Below are 17699 nucleotides of genomic sequence, written 5' to 3'. Positions count from 1 at the left end.
ATAATAGCATATTGTAGTGTCGAGGTAAAATGATATGATTCTTGAACTGAAAAAGATCATGCTGAGCGACGGTGAGGTTCTCCCGTTTACTTATGAAATGTCTTTCTCCTCTACCACTGTGAACGGTTTTCATCCGTTCGTTTCTCCCGTTGCGGTAACAGGAACGGTTCAAAGTCATGCGGGCTCCGCAAAGCTGGATGCCCGGGTTTCCTTTGATTTTGAAATTCCCTGCGATCGCTGCACGACCGAATTTCGCACCCATTATGATCTTTCCTTTTCACACACTGTGGTCTCTTCTTTAACGGACGGGGACAGCGACCTATACATTGTCGCGGAGGAGTATCGTTTGGATTTGGATGCGCTGCTGCGGGAGGATATTTTGTTGGAGCTGCCCACCAGATTTTTGTGTTCGCCGGATTGCAAGGGCCTGTGCCCGCAATGCGGACAAAACCGGAATCAGGGGATGTGCCAATGTGTTTCCCGGCAGACAGACCCTCGTTTGGCGGTTCTGAAACAACTGATAGATTAATCTAAAGATATAAGGAGGTGCTGATAATGGCGGTACCAAAGAGAAAATTATCCAGCGCAAGACAGAATAAGAGACGTTCCAATGTTTGGAAGCTGAGCGCCCCCGCTCTGGCAAGATGTCCGAAATGCGGTGAGTACAAACTGGCTCACAGGGTTTGCGGCAGCTGCGGTTACTATAACGGCAGAGAAGTGTTGAAAAAAGAAGCTTGATTTCTTTACATTTTCGCACAGAACAGAGAAGGAGAGATCCTTCTCTGTTTTTTCTTGGCTGAAAATCGCCGTGTTCGGCAAGTTCCCCGCGCGGCAGGGGTGTCGGCAATGCATCGGAGCAGGGGAAAAGGCGGCGAAAATCTTTCTGCACAAAACAGGGAGAGTCATTTGTATTTTTATTGTGGAATTACTTGACGAATCACCAATTAAATGCCATAATCAAACGTGTTAAAACGCGATGGCTTGAATTATTTGGGCAAAATAGAATATCAAAGCATTATCGCACGGTGCTGCAAAAAGCGGCAAAGCGGATAGACGTTTTATCCGTATCTGGAATTTGATTCGCGGTTTTGGCGTTCCGTGTTGCCCAAACATGAAATCGACACGCTCCATTCGCTTGCAACCCCTCCGGTGTTCGCACTGCGGAGGCATTCCTGCGGCGCGCCCGGTGTGCTGATGGATTGTGAATGGAGGCAAACCGCCGGCAATGCCGGCTCTGCACGCTTCGCCGCGCGGTTGAAAACGGCGTTGTTTTGAAGTTTTTCAGTATAAGAGCTGCGTTACGCAGCAGTAGGAGGAAGTGCAATTTGATCAAACCGATTGTGGCGGTTGTCGGCCGGCCGAACGTGGGGAAGTCTACCCTGTTCAACAAGCTGATCGGCCAGCGCCTTTCTATAGTAGAAGATACCCCCGGTGTTACCAGAGACCGTATCTTTGGCGACTGCGAATGGGGAAGTCATAAATTCAGTCTGGTGGATACCGGCGGTATTGAGCCGGAGTCGAAGGATATTATTCTGTCGCAGATGCGGGCGCAGGCACAGCTTGCGATTGATTCCGCGGACGTGATCGTCATGGTGACGGATCTGCGTTCCGGCGTGGTGGCGACGGATGTGGAGGTTGCGGCGATGCTGCAAAAAAGCGGCCGTCCGGTTATTCTGTGCGTGAATAAGTGCGACCAAATCGGTGAGCCGCCGCCGGAGTTTTATGAATTTTACAATCTGGGCCTTGGGGAGCCTGTCGCTGTTTCTTCCGTTCATGGCCATGGCACAGGCGATCTGCTGGACCGCATTGTCGAGTTCTTCCCGGAGGAAACCGGCGAGGAGGACGAGGGAGAGGTCATTCGCGTCGCCGTCATCGGAAAGCCGAACGTGGGCAAATCCTCGCTGATCAACTATGTGGCCGGTGAAAACCGCAGCATTGTTTCGGATGTGGCCGGTACGACCCGCGACGCGATCGACACCAAAATTGAAAATGAATCCGGCACGTTTATCCTGATCGATACAGCCGGAATCCGCCGCCAGAACAAGGTGGAGGATTCCATTGAGCGTTACAGCATCCTTCGCGCCGAAATGGCCATTGAGCGCTCAGACGTCTGCGTGATTATGATCGACGCTACCGTCGGCTTTACCGAGCAGGACTCCAAGGTGGCGGGCCGCGCCCACGAGGCGGGCAAGGGCTGCGTGATTGCGGTCAATAAATGGGATGCGGTGGAGAAGGACGGCCACACCATGAACGACTACCGCAAGCAGCTGGAAAAGGATTTTTCTTTTATGTCCTATGCGCCCATTCTCTTTATTTCCGCCCACACGGGGCAGAGGGTAGATAAGCTCTTTGAAACCATTCGGCAGGTAGCCAGCATGAATTCCCTGCGCATTAGCACCGGCGTGCTCAATGATATTCTGGCTCAGGCAACGGCGCGCGTTCAGCCGCCTACGGATAAGGGCAAGCGCCTGAAGATCTATTACATGACGCAGGCATCCGTAAAGCCGCCGACCTTTATTTGTTTTGTCAACTCTGCGGATTTGTTCCATTTTTCCTACCAGCGTTATCTGGAAAACCGAATTCGCGAAACCTTTGGACTGGAGGGCACCCCGATCCGGATGATTGTTCGGGAGCGCGGGGACAAATAAGGAGGAGGGTTTTCTTTGGAGAATCTACAAAGTATCATTCTGGCAATTGTTCTGACCGCTCTGGTTGCATATTTGCTGGGCAGCGTCAATTCTTCGATTCTGATTACCCGAATGTTCGGCCAAAAGACCGATATTCGCCAAATGGGCAGCGGAAATGCCGGTGCAACGAACGTGCTGCGTTCTGTCGGCAGACTGCCGGCGGCCCTGACCTTTATCTTTGATTTTTTAAAATGTGTTCTGGCCGTTCTGGCCGGCCGGGCAATTTTCGGTTACTTTTTTCAAATCCCCGCCATCTCTCCCATGGTGATTGAGCAGACGGGGGCTTACATTGCCGGAATTGTGTGTATTTTGGGCCACATTTATCCCTTATACTTCGGCTTTCGGGGCGGCAAGGGAGTGGTGACCTCCATTGCGATGATTATGATTATCGACTGGCGCGTTTCTTTGATCGTTTGGGCGGCTTTCTTTCTCGCGGTGTTCTGTTCTAAAATGATATCATTGGGCTCGATATGCGGTGCGGTCACCTATCCGTTCGCAACCTTCTTCCTGACCTTTTTCTACGATTTCCGCTCCAGCGCCACGGTGCCGCTGTCTTATGTTATGGTCGCCACGGTATCCTCCTTCATCATCGGGTGCATTGTCATCATCAAGCACCGGGGAAATATCAAGCGAATTCTGGACGGGACGGAAAAGAAAGTCAGCCTGCGTTCCCGCAAGGCCCCGCCACAGTGATTTTAATTGCCTTCATAAAGAAAACTCTTCTCCGCCGCTGCCGATGGAGAAGAGTTTTTTGCGATGTATCGAATTGGGGTATCGGACTTTGGTCGAAAGAGGCGTTTCGCGCTTTTTGACGGGGACAAAGCCTTGCCTGCGGGCTTTTATGCCATAGATATGAGAAACGCAGGCAAGGTGAATGGAACCCATTTGTTTTCAGCATATCCTACTGTTCAGCTTTTTGGGGTCACTTCAGAGCTGCCTGCGTCTACTTACGATTCGATTACCTGAGACAAAAAGAAAAAGGAACCTGCATCAGGCTCCTCTAAACTTTCCGGTTTTACGTCATCAAACTGCGCGGGTCACTTTGTTGGAACGTAAACAACGGGTGCAGGCGTAAATACGCTTCGGACTGCCGTTAACAACTGCCTTTACGCGTTTTACATTGGGCTTCCAAGTTCTGTTCGCACGTCTGTGAGAATGAGAAACTTTTATACCGAAAGCAATATCCTTGCCACAAACCTCACACTTCGCCATGTGTCTGCACCTCCTTTAAAGGGCTTTAAACTACGAAGAATATTCTAGCAAATCTAAAGGCTAAATGCAAGCTTTTTTTCACTCATTTGCGCAGGAATTGCAAAAATCAGCCAAAATCCGGATGTTCCGCTGTATGACGAGCCCGATCCGCGGGGAACATTCTCTTGTCTTTTATTGGAAAACGTATTATAATGCTAACAAATCACACACTTTTACGTACAGGCAGCGGCTGGCTCTTTGTTGTGCAAGGCTCGGTTGTTTTTCCCCGGAAAAACGATAGGAACGGGCCCTGCGAAAAAACGGAAGTACAGTAATATGGCTGCCGTTCTGCGAAAGGCGGTAAAAATGCTTTATCAGGTAATTCAATCTATTTTCAGAGGCGTTCCCATCAATATGATCAGTGTTCTCATGCAGATTCTGGCTGTTCTGGTCATCATTTTTTGCGTACTGCCTATACACGAATACGCACACGGCTGGATGGCGAAAAAGCTGGGGGACAATACCGCGGCGTATCAGGGCCGCCTGACGATTAATCCGCTGGCCAGTATCGACCCGCTGGGCGCGCTTGCGATTTTGCTGTTTGGCTTTGGCTGGGCCAAGCCCGTTCCGGTGGACACGCGCAATTTTAAAAATCCCAAGCGCGATATGGCGATTACCGCTCTGGCGGGGCCGGTTTCCAATCTTTTGGCCGCGCTGGCGGGCGCGATCCTTCTAAACGCAATTTCCATCTTCGCGGGGAGCATTCCGCAGGCAATTCAGTTTGGAATCGCGGTGTTCTTTGGGTACTTTATCAGCATCAATGTCATGCTCGCCGTGTTTAACCTGATCCCGCTGCCGCCGCTGGACGGCTCCCGGATCGTCGGCGCGTTTTTGTCTGACAAGGCGCTGTACCGATACTACCAGAACCAACAGTTTATTATGATGGTGCTGTTTGCGATGCTGATTTTCGGCTTTTTGAATGAGCCGCTTTACCTGATGCAGTCGTGGGTGCAGTCCGGAATCCTGTGGCTTGCCGATCTCCCGTTCCGTTTGTTCGGTGTATGACAGATGGAAAAGCTGGAGTATCATCTGGACGTGTTCGACGGTCCTCTCGATCTGCTTCTGGCTCTGATCGCCAAAAACAAGGTGGAAATCTGCGATATCTCGATTTCCGAGCTGCTCGAACAATACATGGGGCAGATCGGAAAAATGCAGGAGCAGCAGATGGAGGTTTCGAGCGAGTTTTTAGAAATGGCCGCGCGTCTGGTGTATTTAAAGACCGTTTCACTGCTCCCCAAGAATGAGGAAGCGGAGGAGCTGCGCCGGGAGCTGACCGGGCAGCTGATGGAATACCGGGAATGGAAGCGGACGGCGCAGGCTCTGGGCGGGCTTTTTTCGTGGGATTCGTTTGTCCGGCAGCCGGCGCCTTTGCCGCCGGAACGGGTGTACAGCCGTTCCCATCATCCGGACGAGCTGCTCGCGGCGTATCTCAGCGCGGCGGGGAGGGGAAAACGCTTTTTGCCTCCCCCGGTAAAGTCCTTTGACGGCATCGTTACCCGCAAGCCGGTTTCGGTCGCTTCGCGGATTATTTTCGTGCTCCGCCGTTTGTGGAAGCAAAGACGGATGCCGTTCCATGATCTTCTGTGGGAAAGCCGGCAGAAATCAGACCTGGTCGCGACCTTTCTGGCGGTGCTGGAGCTGGTGAAAAACCACCGGGTCCGCGTGGACGGGGAGGAAGGCGCAACGACGATTACTCTGTTGACTGGCGGTGCAGACTCATGGAAATAAAAAAGTTGCAGGGCGCGATCGAGGCCATTCTGTTTTCGAGCGGCGACGCCGTCCCGCTGGAACGGATTGCAGAGGCTTTGGAGCTGGACCGCGCTACGGCGGTAAGGCTCATGAAAAGCGTGATGGATTCCTTTAACCAGTCGGCCAAGGGAATTCGGATCATCCAATTGGAAAATCAGTACCAAATGTGCAGTGCCGATGAATATGGTGAAACGGTACGGCGCACACTGGATTTGAGAAGAAATGCTCCCCTTTCACAGGCCGCTATGGAGGTTCTGGCGGTGATCGCCTATCAGCAGCCGGTCACCAAGGCCTTTGTGGAGCAGGTGCGCGGGGTAGACAGCTCCGGGGTCATCTCTAACCTGTGCGAAAAGGGGCTCGTGGAGGAACGGGGCAGGCTCGATCTGCCGGGCCGGCCGCTGCTGTACGGCACAACGCCCAATTTTCTGCGCTGCATGAATCTTTCTTCTCTGAACGAGCTGCCGCCTCTGCCCCAGAGCGGCCCGGAGGACGCGCAGGAAGAAGCTGCGGAAAAAACGCTTTAGGTTTTAAACGAAACATAACATCGGAGGAGGTGCGCGCCAATGACCTGGTGGGTTTGGGGTTTACTGGGCTTTCTCGGCTTGTTGGCGCTGGCGCTGGCCGCCCGAGTAAAAATCCGGTTCTCCTTCGATATGGAGGACGGCTTTTCGGGAGAAGCGCGGTACCTTTTTTTCCGTTATCGTTTCCCCACGGAGGAAGAACCCGAAAAAGAAGCCGCGAAACAGAAAAAAGAAGAGAAAAAGAAAGGCGAACCGGACAAAAAGCAGTCTGTTCGGGATATAATAAAAGAAAAGGGGTTCACAGGGTTCCTGAACTTCCTTTCTGAGCTTGCTTCCATCGCCGCGGGCGCGGCAAAGCGGCTGCTTTCCCATTTTGTATTGAAGGAACTGAAAATTCGCGTTGCTCTTGGGGCGGAGGACGCCGCCACAACCGCCGTGCTGTACGGTACGGTGAGCGGAGTGGTTTACCCGGCTGCCGGCACGTTGGTAACGGCATTTCGGTGCAAACACTACGATGTGCAGGTGACGCCCGATTTCAACGGAGAAAAGCTCTTCGCGCAAATGCTGATGGACGGCAGTGCCCGTTTGGTATTCCTGCTCGCTGCCGGCCTGTATGCGCTGCTGCGGTATGTCAAAATGGTTCTGCGGCAAAAGCGGGAAGAAGGACGTCAGGCCGCAATGGCCGGAGAAGCCGCGGGAAAATCACAACAGAGAAACTGATGAAACAAAAAGAAAGAGCGGTGTAATCAAATGAGCGAACATCCCATTGAAGGCATGATGAATACTACATTGGAAAAAATCAAGCAGATGGTGGACGTCAATTCGATTATCGGTGACCCCATCACGGCGCCGGACGGCACAATCATCATCCCGGTCTCCAAAATCTCTTACGGCTTCGGCTCCGGCGGCTCCGATCTGCCGGCAAAGGCCGCGGCGGAGAGGAATATGTTCGGCGGCGGCGCCGCGGCGGGCATCACCATTCAGCCGGTGGCGTTTCTCACCATCAGCGGCGGGAATGTGCGTATGATGCAGGTTGACCCGTACCACGGTTCGGTAGACCGCGTGATCGGGATGGTGCCCGAGGTGTTCGACAAGGTCAACGACATGATCGCACAGAAGAAAGCGAAAAAATCCGCGTCCTCTTCTGAATCCGGCAAGCTGGACGATCCTCAAATCTAACTACTAAACCGGCGCCTGCCTGCATACTATTAGCAGGCAGGTGATGAGTTTGTTAAAGAGATTTTTTGCGGCACTGACCGCGTCAGTTCTGATAATCCCGCTGTTTTCGGCGGTGTCTGCGCAGGAACAGGCGAAAACCGGCACGCCTGAGATTTCTGCCAAAGCGGCAGTATTGATCGATGCGGACAACGGCAAGGTTTTGTTTGCCAGGCAGGAATCCCTGCGGCTGCCCATGGCCAGCACAACAAAAATCATGACGGCGCTGCTCGCGCTGGAGCAGGCCGAAGTGAAGGACCCGGTTGTGACCGTAACGGACGAGATGGTTCGGGTGGAAGGCTCCTCCATGGGCCTGATGCCCGGGAACAAGCTTCGCCTGAGCGATTTGGCTGTGGGGATGATGATGGTATCGGGCAACGATGCCGCCAACACCGCGGCGATCGCCATGGCCGGCAACGCGACAAAATTTGCGGAGCTGATGAACGCCCGTGCGCAGGAAATCGGCATGAAGAATACCCACTTCGTCACGCCCTCGGGCCTGGATTCGGAGCAGCACTATTCCACCGCGTACGACATGGCGCTTTTGGGAATTGAGGCGATGAACAACAGCCGCTTTGCGGGGATCGTTTCTCAAAAGCAGATGACCGTAAAATTCATCAATCCGGAGCAGACGATCCGCTACGGGAACCACAATCGCCTGCTCAGCCTGTACCCGGACAGCATCGGCATCAAAACCGGCTTTACCAAAAAGGCGGGGCGGTGCCTGGTCAGCGCGGCTCGGCGAGACGGCGTCCGTCTAGTGGCGGTTACGCTCAACGCGCCAAACGACTGGGACGATCATATCAAGCTCTATGACTACGGCTTTGCAAAGCTGCATTTGTTTACACCGGACACCGCTGCCCTGCGCTACGAGCTTCCCATTGTCGGCGGCACGGCCGATGCGGTTTCGGTGATCCCCGGCTCGGCGGACGGCGTTTCGCTGACGGACGACGAAATCGCGCGCCTTGCGCGGGTGGTAGAGCTTCCGCATTTTGTTTACGCTCCCGTCAGGGAGGGGGAAATGGTGGGCTCTGTCGGCTATTGGCTGGACGGAAAGAGGATCGTCGAGGTTCCGCTTTTGGCGGAGCAGGCGGTGGACCGCCTTCAGCCGGAAAAAACACGCATGGAAAAAATATGGGATAAAATCAAATCGATTTTCGGATAATACTGGTTTGCGATGGAAAACGAAAAAACAGCTGCCTTTTTCCCGCCTGCGGCGGGGAAGAGTCGGCAAACACAATTCCTGTTTTGTTTGAAAGTCAGTATGCATTCAGAAAACTCAGTAAGGAAGTAATTATGGCAAAAGATGTAAGACTGCAAAAAATGCTCGCGGACAGCGGAATCGCATCCCGCAGAAAAGCGGAGGAGCTGATCGCCGCCGGCGCCGTGCGCGTTAACGGAACGGTCGCGAAGATCGGCGACAAGGTGGACGTGCGAAAAGACAAGGTGACGGTTCACGGGAGAAATGTCGCAAAGCGCGGCAAAAATATATATATCATGCTGCACAAGCCCCGCGGATTCATCACGACCATGAGCGATGAAATGGATCGCAAATGTGTAGCGGAGCTGGTCAGCGAGATTCCGGAACGGATTTACCCCGTGGGCCGGCTTGACAGAGAATCGGAGGGCCTGCTTTTGATGACGAACGACGGTGCATTTGCAAACGCGATGACGCACCCCTCAAAGCATGTGCCGAAAACATACCGCGTCACTGTGCGCCCCGGTGTAACGGAGGATCAGCTGACGCAGATTGCCGTTGGAATAGTGATCGACGGCCAGAAAACCGCGCCCGCCAATGTGCATATCATTTCGCAGGAGCCGGGCAGAGTTGTGCTGGAGATCGTTCTGTATGAGGGCCGCAACCGCGAGATCCGCAAGATGTGCGAGGCCCTGGGGCTGGATGTCGCCCGCCTCAAGCGCACCGCTGTCGGCCCCGTTCGCCTGGGGATGCTCCAGCCCGGGCAGTGGCGCAACCTGACCGGGGAAGAGGTCAAGCGCCTGATGACCGCGGCAAAAGAGGACAAAGCCGCCGAGCAGGAGCCGGAGCGCCCGAAAACCGCCGCCAGACCCGCCGTGCGGCGCGGCCCGAGGTTTTCTTCCAAAAAATAATATCCAACAGACGGGATGCTTCCTCATTTGAACATTCCGTCTTTTTTCGTATTTTTCCATAGGAGAATTGATTTTTTTGTGTCTTTCTGCTTGTTATTCCCTTGGGAATACAGTATAATAATACCAAGTATTGATTGCTGAATTATGGATTCATTTTCGCTTTTTTTGGAGAAGAAGAAACGGAATTGAGCATAAGTCATGAGTCATCTGTATGGTCTGTATTGTGAAAAATCAGTATATTGCAAAGGAATGGAGGAACAAAAACATGAGTGTTGTCGGCAATAAAGAATTGCTACAAAGCGCTCGCGATGCTGCTGGGAGTAAAAAAGTGTATCAGCGCATTTCCCTCTTGGTAGACGAAGGCTCCTTTCAGGAATTGGATGCTTATGCAAAATCTGCTGAGCATTCGGCAGAGGTTGTAACCGGCTTTGGGTATGTCGGTGGTCAGCCGGTCTATGTTTTTGCACAGGACAGCGAGGTCGACGGAGGGGCAATGTCCAAAACGCAGGCGTATAAGATTCGCAAGCTGTATGATCTGGCGCTGAAGACCGGAACACCGGTGGTGGGAATCTACGATTCTGTGGGCGGACATCTGAAAGAGGGAGCCGAGCTGCTGGCGGCGTATGGAGATATTCTGCTGAAAAGCAATAATCTTTCCGGCGTGGTTCCTCAAATTTCTGTTGTGCTCGGCCCCTGCGTGGGCACTTCCGCTCTGATTGCGGCGGGAGCCGACTTTGTCGTCATGGCGGAAAACGCCACCTTTACCATAGAAACGGCAGATGAGGACGGCTCCGCTAAGGCGGCGGCCAAACTCGGACTGGCCCATTGGGTAGAGAAAACCGAAGAGGACACTCTGGACAGAGCGCGCAAGGTGCTTTGCCGCCTGCCCTCGAATAACCTCTCTCTTGCACCGGAAGCGGACGCTCTTGGTGTTTGCAGCAATTCCGAGCTGCAGGAGGGAGCAAAGGTAACGGATATCATCCATGCGGTTGTGGATGACGGCAGCTTCATGGAGTTTTGCCCCGAGTACGGTACCTCCGCCATTACCGGGCTGGCGCTGATCAACGGCGCGTCTGTGGGCGTGATCGGCTATCAGGGCGTCGTCGGCTCGTACTGCTGCTCGAAAGCCGCCCGCTTCGTCCGCTTCTGCGACGCGTTTTCTCTGCCGCTCATCACCATTGTGGACGCCGACAAGTTTGCGTCCCTGCGTGAGGCCGCAAAGCTCTCTGCTGCGTATTCCGAGGCGACGACCATTAAGATCACCGTGATTTCCGGCCAGGCTGTGGGCGCGTTCTATATTGCCACCGCGGGCCGCGGCGCCAACGCGGACGTGACAATGGCATGGACCAGCGCGGTGGTATCTCCCATATCACCCGCTGCGGCCGCTCTGTTCCAGTCCGGCGACCAGCTTGCCGGCTCAGAGAATCCCATCGAGCAGCGCAAGCAGCTGATTGAAGAGTATAAAACGGTTCAGGCGTCGCCCTTTGCGGCTGCCGCCGACGGTTATGTGGAAGACATTATTCTTCCGGAAGAAACCCGCCAGAAGCTGGTTTCTCATCTGGAAATGCTGGCCGGCAAGCGCGTTTCCACCCTGCCGAAGAAGCACAGCAATATTCCGATGTAAAAACAGTCCGCAGAACGTTTTTCGTATCGATTGAATGAAAAGGGGATATAAAAATGAAAAATCTGATAGTCACCGTAAACGGTGTCGCTTATAATGTGCAGGTAGAAGAAACCGGCGCCGCGGCCCCGGTAGCTCCCGCAGCTGCCCCGGCTCCTGTCGCCGCTCCCGCTCCGGCTGCTGCTCCGGCCCCCGTGGCTGCGCCCGCACCTGCTCCGGCTCCCGCTCCTGCCGCTCCCAAGGCGGAAAAACCGGCTGCCGGCGCAAACACCGTGAACGCTCCCATGCCCGGCACCATTCTGAATGTTCTTGTTTCCGCCGGTGATTCCGTCAAAAAGGGCCAGGTTCTCATGATCTTGGAGGCCATGAAGATGGAAAACGAAATCATGGCCGCGCAGGACGGCGTGATTGCAGGTGTTCATGTATCGAAGGGCGACGCCGTAAATCCGGGCGACGCTCTCGTGTCCTTCCAGTAAGGGAGGCTGAATTATGGCTAAAAAAATTGGAATTACCGAAACCGTTCTGCGCGACGCGCATCAGTCCCTGATTGCCACCAGAATGTCTACGGAAGAGATGATCCCGATCCTGCCGGAACTGGATAAAGTGGGCTTTCACTCTCTGGAGTGCTGGGGCGGCGCCACGTTTGATTCCTGCCTGCGCTTTTTGAACGAAGACCCGTGGGACCGGCTGCGCACAATCCGCCGCCTTTGCCCCAAAACCAAGCTGCAAATGCTGTTCCGCGGCCAGAACATGCTCGGCTACCGCCACTATGCGGACGATGTCGTCGATTATTTTGTGCAGCGCAGCGTTGCAAACGGCATCGACGTCATCCGTATTTTCGACGCGCTGAACGATCTGCGCAACCTCGAGCGCGCCATCAAGGCCGCTAAGAAAGAGGGGGCACACGCACAGGTCGGTATTTCTTACACGACCGGCCCTGTCTTTACGGATGAGTATTATGTCGACTACGCCAAGCGGATTCAGGAAGCCGGCGCAGATTCCATCTGCATTAAGGATATGGCCGCTCTGTTGACTCCGTACCGCACGGAAGAGCTTGTAAAGGCGCTCAAATCCGCCGTGGATCTGCCGATTCAGCTGCACACCCACTACACCTCCGGTCTTGCCTCCATGTGCATGATCAAGGGTGTGGAAGCCGGCGTGGATTGGATCGACACCGCGATGTCGCCGCTGGCTCTGGGCACCTCTCATGCGCCGACGGAGTCGATCGTCGCCGCATTCGAGGGCACCGAGTACGACACCGGCCTGGATCTGGTTCTGCTCAACGAAATCCGCGAGTATTTTATGACTTTGCGCGAGAAGTATATTCAAAACGGTCTGCTCGATCCTTCGATGCTGGCCACCAACACCAAGGCGCTGCACTATCAGGTACCCGGCGGCATGCTGTCGAACCTGCTCTCACAGCTCAAGCAGGCCGGCAAGGCCGACCAGTTGGAAGAGGTGCTGCAGGAGGTTCCGCGTGTCCGTCAGGATTCCGGTTATCCGCCTCTGGTAACGCCCACCTCTCAGATCGTGGGCACACAGGCTGTGTTCAATGTGATCACCGGCGAGCGCTATAAGATGTGCACCAAGGAATTCAAGGATATGGTGGCCGGCAAGTACGGCAAGACTCCGGTTGAGATCGACCCCGCGTTCCAGAAAAAGATCATCGGTGACGAAACGCCGATTACCTGCCGCCCGGCCGATCTGCTTTCCCCCGAGCTGGAAACTCTGCGCAAGGAAGCGGCCCAGTGGACGGAGCAGGAGGAGGATGTTCTCTCCTACGCCCAGTTCCCGAAGGTGGCCGAAGATTTCTTCCGCAAGCGCCGCGACGCCAAATACGGCATCAACAGCAAGCTTGCAAACGAAGAGAAGCAGGTTCATCCGGTTTGATGTAATTCACATGAAATCAGTTAACAGTCCCAGGGCCTTTTCAGGCGCTGGGGCTGTTATTCCTTGCTGGCGCTTTTTTCCTCATAACAAACGGCGAAGGTTGCAATTGTGTGATAAAGCTGGTAAAATGAAGTGATATTGAAAGCCGGGCTTTCGCAAACTTACTAACGTTGGGATGATACGCCATGATAAAAAGTATGACGGGGTATGGCCGCGCAGAGGGAACCCTGGATGGGCGATATATCATAGTTGAAATCAAATCGGTCAATCATCGGTATTTTGAGTTTAACTCAAAGATTACGCGGGGATACTCTTTTTTGGACGAAAAGCTGAAAACGCTGCTGCAGCAGGGAATCTCCCGCGGCAAGGTGGACGTTTTTGTTTCTGTTGAAACGCTGGAGGACGCCGATGCGCAGGTTCTGGTGAATCATTCAGTGGCCGCGGGCTATCTGAATGCGCTCAAAGAGCTGCGCGACAAATATGATTTAAGGGATGACATCACTGTGATGGGCCTGGCCCGGTACAGCGATATTTTTACCGTTCACCGCACGCCGGAGGATGAGGACCAGACCTGGGAGTGTGTTTCTCAGGTGTCGCGGCAGGCCATGGAGCAGCTGCTGCAGATGAGGGAACGGGAGGGCGCCCGCCTCAAGGAGGATCTTTTGGCCCGCGCCGGGGCGATTCTGTCTTTGGTGCAGGCAGTGGAGGAGCGTTCCCCCGTTACCGTGCAGGAATACCAGCAGAAGCTGCTGGCCCGCCTGCAGGACGTTCTGCACGACAGCAATATTGATGAGCAGCGCATTTTGACGGAAGCCGCCATTTTTGCGGACAAGGTTGCCGTGGCGGAAGAAACCGTTCGCCTGCGCAGTCATTTTGATCAACTCCACCTGATGCTGGAATCCTCGGAGGCCATTGGCAGAAAGCTGGATTTTCTTGTTCAGGAAATGAATCGCGAAGCAAACACCATCGGCTCCAAGGCGTCTGATTCTCAGATCGCCTACATGGTGGTAAATATGAAAGCTGAAATTGAAAAGATCAGAGAACAGATTCAGAATATCGAATAGTCATTCTTAGGAGGAAACACGGCATGAGGCTAATAAACATTGGTTTTGGCAATATGGTGTCCGCCAATCGTCTGGTGGCAATTGTCAGCCCCGAATCCGCACCGATCAAGCGCATTATACAGGACGCGAAGGAGCGCGGCACTTTGATTGACGCAACCTATGGCAGGCGTACCCGCGCGGTGATCGTTACAGACAGCGACCATGTGATTCTGTCTGCTGTTCAGCCCGAAACAGTCGCCAATCGGCTGAACGATCGGGAGGAAGATATTGCGGATGAGGAGCTGGATGAGGATGACTAAAGGCTTGCTGCTGGTGTTTTCGGGGCCGTCCGGAGTTGGGAAGGACACGGTGCTGCACGAGCTGCTGCACCAGAATAATTCCGTGCGGCTGTCGGTTTCCGCCACCACGCGCAGTCCCCGGCCCGGTGAGGTGGACGGAAAAGATTATTTCTTTGTCACCCGCGAGCACTTTCAAGAAATGATCGAGCGCGGGGAAATGCTGGAATACGCAGAATATTGCGGCAATTATTACGGTACGCCCGCCGTGCCCGTACGCGAATGGCAGGAGCAGGGCCTGGACGTGATTTTGGAGATCGAAGTACAGGGCGGCTCCCAAATCAAGCGAAAGCACCCCGATTGTGTCAGCGTTTTTTTGCTGCCGCCGTCGCTGGAGGTGTTGGAATCGCGCCTGCGCCACCGTGCTTCAGACACCGAAGAGGTGATTCGGAAGCGCATGGAATCCGCCTGCGGCGAAATTCTGGAGGCAAAGCATTACGACTATTTAATTGTAAATGATACGGTAGACCACGCGGTGGAGCAGATCTGTTCCATCTTGTGTGCGGAAAAGCTCCGCTTTGGTCGTGCCGACGCTGATATTGAAAGGATGCTGAATTATGCTGAGACCATCACATGAAGCTTTTTCCACCCCGAATTTGAGCCAATACTCGATTGTGGTTGCGGTTGCAAAACGCGCGCGAGAAATCGCGGATGAAGCCGAAAAGGCAGGGGATATTCTGATTGAAAAGCCGGTAGATCTGGCGGTGCGCGATTTCATCCAGCATAAATATAAGATTATTGTGCCGACTCAGGAGAAAAACCCGGATTCTTTTTTTCAGGAATAATCCCGGCAGGTGAAATAATTTCATGGAACAAATGACCGCGGTTGGCGTGGCCGTTGAAAACACGGCGTATCATTTTGACAAAGAGTTTACCTATTTTCTGCCGCCGGGGATGCAGGCTGCCCCCGGGTGTCGGGTGATGGTGCCTTTTGGCAGCGGCAACCGGGGAAGGCAGGGGATGATTCTCTCTTTGCAGTCCTGCGAGCAGCCAGAACTGCTCAAGCCGGTAACGGCGGTGCTGGATCAAACGCCCTTGCTCTCCGCGGAACAGCTCCGGATGGTTCCCTGGCTGAGGGAACGCTATTTTTGCAGCCTGTTTGACGCGGTGAAGCTGCTGCTTCCCGCGGGGATCAACTTCAAAATATCCACACAATATGTGTTGGCCGCCCCAAAGCAGGAGCTTTCTGAACAGGATTTCTCCGAAACAGAGCGGATTCTGCTGGGGCGCCTTTCCAAAAAAGCGGCGAACGAGGCAGAACTGCTGCAATTGCTTGATTCCCGGAACGGGCCTTTGGCTTTGGAGAGACTTTGCTCTCTCGGTGTCATCCGGAAGGAAAGCGCGGCCACCCGGCGAATCGGCGATGCCATGCGCAAGATGATCCGCCTTACCGCGGAAGAAATGCCCGATTCTCTTTCCCCAAAGCAGCGGGAGGTGTTCGAGCTTTTGCATTCGATCGGCTGTGTGTCGGTGAAAGAGCTGTGCTATTTTGCGGGAGTTACAGTATCTGTGCCCGACGCATTGGTGAAAAAGGGTCTGGCATCCTATTACGAGGAGGAGCAGTTTCGGAACCCGTATGAAAAGGCGCAGGAATCCGCCGGAGAGGTGGATGTTTCGCTCTCTCCCGAGCAGCAGGCGGCGTATGAGGGGCTTTTGGGCCGGTATCGTTCCGGTGCGGCGGTCTCTTTGCTGTACGGCGTAACCGGCAGCGGAAAAACACAGGTTTACCTGCGGCTGATTGAGGACGTAATCGCCGACGGCCGCGGTGTGATCGTGATGGTGCCGGAGATTTCTCTGACCCCACAGACGGTCGCTTTGTTTCATCAAAGATACGGCAGGCAGGTCGCGGTGTTTCACAGCGGGCTTTCTCTGGGGGAACGGCTCGACGAATGGAAGCGGGTCAAAAACGGACAGGCAAAGATTGTCGTGGGAACCCGCTCCGCCGTATTTGCCCCCTTTGAGCGCCTGGGCCTGATCGTAATGGATGAGGAACAGGAGGCCACGTATAAATCGGAATCCGCACCGCGCTACCATGCGCGCGACGTGGCAAAATTCCGGTGCGCGTACCACAAAGCGCTTTTGCTGCTTTGCTCCGCCACGCCGTCGGTCGAAACCACCTACTTTGCCCAGAGAGGCCGGTATTCGATGGTCCCGCTCCCCAGCAGATACGGCCCGGCCGAGCTGCCGCAGGTAACGATTGCGGATATGAACCAGGAAATCCTTCGCGGGAATTCCACGGCATTCAGCGGTGCGCTCAAAGAGGCTCTGGCAGAGACCCTCGCCAAGCGCGAGCAGGCGATTTTGCTTTTAAACCGGCGCGGGTACCACACCTTCGCTGCGTGCAAAGCGTGCAGTTCTGTGGTGAGCTGCCCGAATTGCAGCATTTCGTTAACGTACCACGCGGCAAATCATCGCCTGATGTGTCATTATTGCGGCTATTCCGTACCGGTCACCCGCCGCTGCCCGAGCTGCGGGCAGGACGAGGTTCGTTTTTCGGGCGCGGGAACACAGAGGGCGGAGGAACAGCTGGCGCAGCTGTTCCCGCAGGCCCGGGTTCTGCGGCTCGATACCGACAGCACCATGGGGCGTTTTTCTTACGAAAAGAAGCTTAGCCGTTTTAAAAATGGGGAATATGATATGATCGTGGGAACGCAAATGGTCGCAAAAGGCCTCGATTTCGCCAATGTGACGCTCGTCGGCGTGCTTTCCGCCGATCAGTCGCTTTACGGAGACGACTTTCGATGTTCCGAACGCTCCTTTGATCTTCTGACGCAGGTGGTCGGCCGATCCGGGCGAGGCTCAAATCACGGTCGGGCCATCATTCAGACCTTTACTCCAGAAAACCGTGTCATCCGTCTGGCGGCGGCGCAGGACTACGGCACCTTTTACCGGGAAGAAATCCAGTTCCGGCAGGCGATGCTGTACCCGCCGTTTGCCGATTTTGTTCTGGTAGGCTTTGTCGGGCAAAAAGAAGAGCAGGTGTGCCAGGCCAGCCTGTATTTTATGAATTTGCTGCGCAATCTGGCCGGCCGGGAATATTCCGATCTGCCGCTGCGGGTGCTCGATCCCTCCCCGGCGCTGGTGACAAAGGTCAGCAATAAGTACCGCTATCAGCTGCTGATCAAATGCAGGAACGACAGGCGGCTGCGCGAGATGCTCTCGCGTCTTTTCATTGAATTTTCCGCCGAACGGCGCTTTGCGCAGGTTACGGCTTTTGTGGATACAAACCCTGTGTCCGCCTTATAACGAATGGAGGA

20 protein-coding genes are annotated in these 17699 nt (G+C 54.4%); 19 read left to right on the top strand and 1 reads right to left on the bottom strand.

The genetic code is table 11. The annotated features are described in order from the left end of the window. The first annotated feature begins 34 nt into the window (after positions 1-34). The 4 genes from G340_RS0101015 to plsY all read left to right on the top strand — a co-directional run bounded on the left by G340_RS0101015 (position 35) and on the right by plsY (position 3380). Complete coding sequence (locus G340_RS0101015; RefSeq protein WP_020071790.1) at positions 35-529, top strand: YceD family protein; 495 nt, start codon at positions 35-37, stop codon at positions 527-529. 26 nt (positions 530-555) lie between these two features. Beyond that, on the top strand, positions 556-738 hold the full coding sequence (gene rpmF, locus G340_RS17355) for a 50S ribosomal protein L32 (protein ID WP_081626907.1): 183 nt from the start codon (positions 556-558) through the stop codon (positions 736-738). A 587-nt stretch (positions 739-1325) separates the two neighbouring features. After that, the gene (gene der, locus G340_RS0101005; RefSeq protein WP_020071788.1) at positions 1326-2648 is read left to right on the top strand and encodes a ribosome biogenesis GTPase Der; all 1323 of its coding nucleotides are present in this window, start codon (positions 1326-1328) and stop codon (positions 2646-2648) included. Between the two features lie 15 nt (positions 2649-2663). Further along, the gene (plsY, locus tag G340_RS0101000; protein WP_020071787.1) at positions 2664-3380 is read left to right on the top strand and encodes a glycerol-3-phosphate 1-O-acyltransferase PlsY; all 717 of its coding nucleotides are present in this window, start codon (positions 2664-2666) and stop codon (positions 3378-3380) included. A gap of 330 nt (positions 3381-3710) precedes the next feature. Here plsY and rpmB read toward each other — a convergent pair whose 3' ends face one another. Further along, complete coding sequence (gene rpmB, locus G340_RS17350; RefSeq protein WP_074432602.1) at positions 3711-3899, bottom strand: 50S ribosomal protein L28; 189 nt, start codon at positions 3897-3899, stop codon at positions 3711-3713. 315 nt (positions 3900-4214) lie between these two features. Here rpmB and G340_RS0100990 point away from each other — a divergent pair, with 315 nt between their 5' ends. From G340_RS0100990 to priA, 15 genes are all read left to right on the top strand, one after another. Beyond that, the gene (locus tag G340_RS0100990) at positions 4215-4943 is read left to right on the top strand and encodes a site-2 protease family protein (protein WP_020071785.1); all 729 of its coding nucleotides are present in this window, start codon (positions 4215-4217) and stop codon (positions 4941-4943) included. 3 nt (positions 4944-4946) lie between these two features. Beyond that, entirely contained in the window at positions 4947-5666 is a 720-nt protein-coding gene (locus G340_RS0100985) for a segregation and condensation protein A (RefSeq protein WP_020071784.1), read from the top strand. Beyond that, entirely contained in the window at positions 5657-6211 is a 555-nt protein-coding gene (gene scpB / locus G340_RS0100980) for an SMC-Scp complex subunit ScpB (RefSeq protein ID WP_020071783.1), read from the top strand. The genes G340_RS0100985 and scpB overlap by 10 nt, the downstream gene beginning before the upstream one ends. Positions 6212-6250: 39 nt before the next feature. Further along, positions 6251-6928 (top strand): DUF2953 domain-containing protein, encoded by a 678-nt coding sequence (locus tag G340_RS0100975; protein ID WP_020071782.1) that lies wholly within the window; start codon positions 6251-6253, stop codon positions 6926-6928. Positions 6929-6958: 30 nt separating this feature from the next. After that, positions 6959-7387 (top strand): GerW family sporulation protein, encoded by a 429-nt coding sequence (gene ytfJ / locus G340_RS0100970; RefSeq protein ID WP_020071781.1) that lies wholly within the window; start codon positions 6959-6961, stop codon positions 7385-7387. A gap of 43 nt (positions 7388-7430) precedes the next feature. Next, entirely contained in the window at positions 7431-8588 is a 1158-nt protein-coding gene (locus G340_RS0100965; RefSeq protein WP_020071780.1) for a D-alanyl-D-alanine carboxypeptidase family protein, read from the top strand. A 131-nt stretch (positions 8589-8719) separates the two neighbouring features. Next, positions 8720-9532: a pseudouridine synthase gene (locus G340_RS0100960; RefSeq protein WP_020071779.1), complete on the top strand. Its 813-nt coding sequence runs from the start codon at positions 8720-8722 to the stop codon at positions 9530-9532. A gap of 211 nt (positions 9533-9743) precedes the next feature. Beyond that, positions 9744-11156 carry a carboxyl transferase domain-containing protein gene (locus G340_RS0100955; RefSeq protein WP_020071778.1) on the top strand — a complete coding sequence of 471 codons (1413 nt, stop codon included), beginning with the start codon at positions 9744-9746 and terminating at the stop codon, positions 11154-11156. A 53-nt stretch (positions 11157-11209) separates the two neighbouring features. After that, positions 11210-11629, top strand: coding sequence for a biotin/lipoyl-containing protein (locus G340_RS0100950; RefSeq protein ID WP_020071777.1), 420 nt, complete (start codon positions 11210-11212; stop codon positions 11627-11629). Positions 11630-11642: 13 nt separating this feature from the next. Beyond that, a complete protein-coding gene (locus G340_RS0100945) occupies positions 11643-13043 on the top strand; it encodes an oxaloacetate decarboxylase subunit alpha (RefSeq protein ID WP_020071776.1) in 1401 nt (466 codons plus the stop codon). A gap of 185 nt (positions 13044-13228) precedes the next feature. Continuing rightward, positions 13229-14107, top strand: coding sequence for a YicC/YloC family endoribonuclease (locus G340_RS0100940; protein WP_020071775.1), 879 nt, complete (start codon positions 13229-13231; stop codon positions 14105-14107). Positions 14108-14130: 23 nt separating this feature from the next. Continuing rightward, a complete protein-coding gene (gene remA / locus G340_RS0100935; protein ID WP_009063440.1) occupies positions 14131-14406 on the top strand; it encodes an extracellular matrix/biofilm regulator RemA in 276 nt (91 codons plus the stop codon). Beyond that, positions 14393-15019, top strand: coding sequence for a guanylate kinase (gmk, locus tag G340_RS0100930; protein ID WP_033402120.1), 627 nt, complete (start codon positions 14393-14395; stop codon positions 15017-15019). The genes remA and gmk overlap by 14 nt, the downstream gene beginning before the upstream one ends. Continuing rightward, entirely contained in the window at positions 15000-15227 is a 228-nt protein-coding gene (locus tag G340_RS0100925; RefSeq protein ID WP_020071773.1) for a DNA-directed RNA polymerase subunit omega, read from the top strand. Before gmk ends, G340_RS0100925 begins: the two co-directional genes overlap by 20 nt. A gap of 22 nt (positions 15228-15249) precedes the next feature. Further along, positions 15250-17688, top strand: a complete 2439-nt coding sequence (gene priA / locus G340_RS0100920; RefSeq protein WP_020071772.1) for a replication restart helicase PriA — start codon at positions 15250-15252, stop codon at positions 17686-17688. Positions 17689-17699: the final 11 nt, after the last annotated feature.

It is taken from the genome of Faecalispora sporosphaeroides DSM 1294, assembly GCA_000383295.1.
Lineage (GTDB): Bacteria > Bacillota > Clostridia > Oscillospirales > Acutalibacteraceae > Faecalispora > Faecalispora sporosphaeroides.
This window is presented reverse-complemented; position numbering and strand designations above follow the sequence as displayed.

Bases quoted from the DNA above. Each gene is read 5' to 3' on its own strand.
- G340_RS0101015 (WP_020071790.1), top strand. From the start codon at position 35: ATGATTCTTGAACTGAAAAAGATCATGCTGAGCGACGGTGAGGTTCTC.
- G340_RS0100990 (WP_020071785.1), top strand. From the start codon at position 4,215: ATGGCTGCCGTTCTGCGAAAGGCGGTAAAAATGCTTTATCAGGTAATT.
- priA (WP_020071772.1), top strand. From the start codon at position 15,250: ATGGAACAAATGACCGCGGTTGGCGTGGCCGTTGAAAACACGGCGTAT.
- G340_RS0100985 (WP_020071784.1), top strand. From the start codon at position 4,947: ATGGAAAAGCTGGAGTATCATCTGGACGTGTTCGACGGTCCTCTCGAT.
- G340_RS0100950 (WP_020071777.1), top strand. From the start codon at position 11,210: ATGAAAAATCTGATAGTCACCGTAAACGGTGTCGCTTATAATGTGCAG.
- G340_RS0100960 (WP_020071779.1), top strand. From the start codon at position 8,720: ATGGCAAAAGATGTAAGACTGCAAAAAATGCTCGCGGACAGCGGAATC.
- rpmB (WP_074432602.1), bottom strand. From the start codon at position 3,899: ATGGCGAAGTGTGAGGTTTGTGGCAAGGATATTGCTTTCGGTATAAAA.
- G340_RS0100945 (WP_020071776.1), top strand. From the start codon at position 11,643: ATGGCTAAAAAAATTGGAATTACCGAAACCGTTCTGCGCGACGCGCAT.
- gmk (WP_033402120.1), top strand. From the start codon at position 14,393: ATGAGGATGACTAAAGGCTTGCTGCTGGTGTTTTCGGGGCCGTCCGGA.
- G340_RS0100940 (WP_020071775.1), top strand. From the start codon at position 13,229: ATGATAAAAAGTATGACGGGGTATGGCCGCGCAGAGGGAACCCTGGAT.
- scpB (WP_020071783.1), top strand. From the start codon at position 5,657: ATGGAAATAAAAAAGTTGCAGGGCGCGATCGAGGCCATTCTGTTTTCG.
- remA (WP_009063440.1), top strand. From the start codon at position 14,131: ATGAGGCTAATAAACATTGGTTTTGGCAATATGGTGTCCGCCAATCGT.
- G340_RS0100925 (WP_020071773.1), top strand. From the start codon at position 15,000: ATGCTGAGACCATCACATGAAGCTTTTTCCACCCCGAATTTGAGCCAA.
- ytfJ (WP_020071781.1), top strand. From the start codon at position 6,959: ATGAGCGAACATCCCATTGAAGGCATGATGAATACTACATTGGAAAAA.
- G340_RS0100965 (WP_020071780.1), top strand. From the start codon at position 7,431: ATGAGTTTGTTAAAGAGATTTTTTGCGGCACTGACCGCGTCAGTTCTG.
- G340_RS0100955 (WP_020071778.1), top strand. From the start codon at position 9,744: ATGGTCTGTATTGTGAAAAATCAGTATATTGCAAAGGAATGGAGGAAC.
- rpmF (WP_081626907.1), top strand. From the start codon at position 556: ATGGCGGTACCAAAGAGAAAATTATCCAGCGCAAGACAGAATAAGAGA.
- G340_RS0100975 (WP_020071782.1), top strand. From the start codon at position 6,251: ATGACCTGGTGGGTTTGGGGTTTACTGGGCTTTCTCGGCTTGTTGGCG.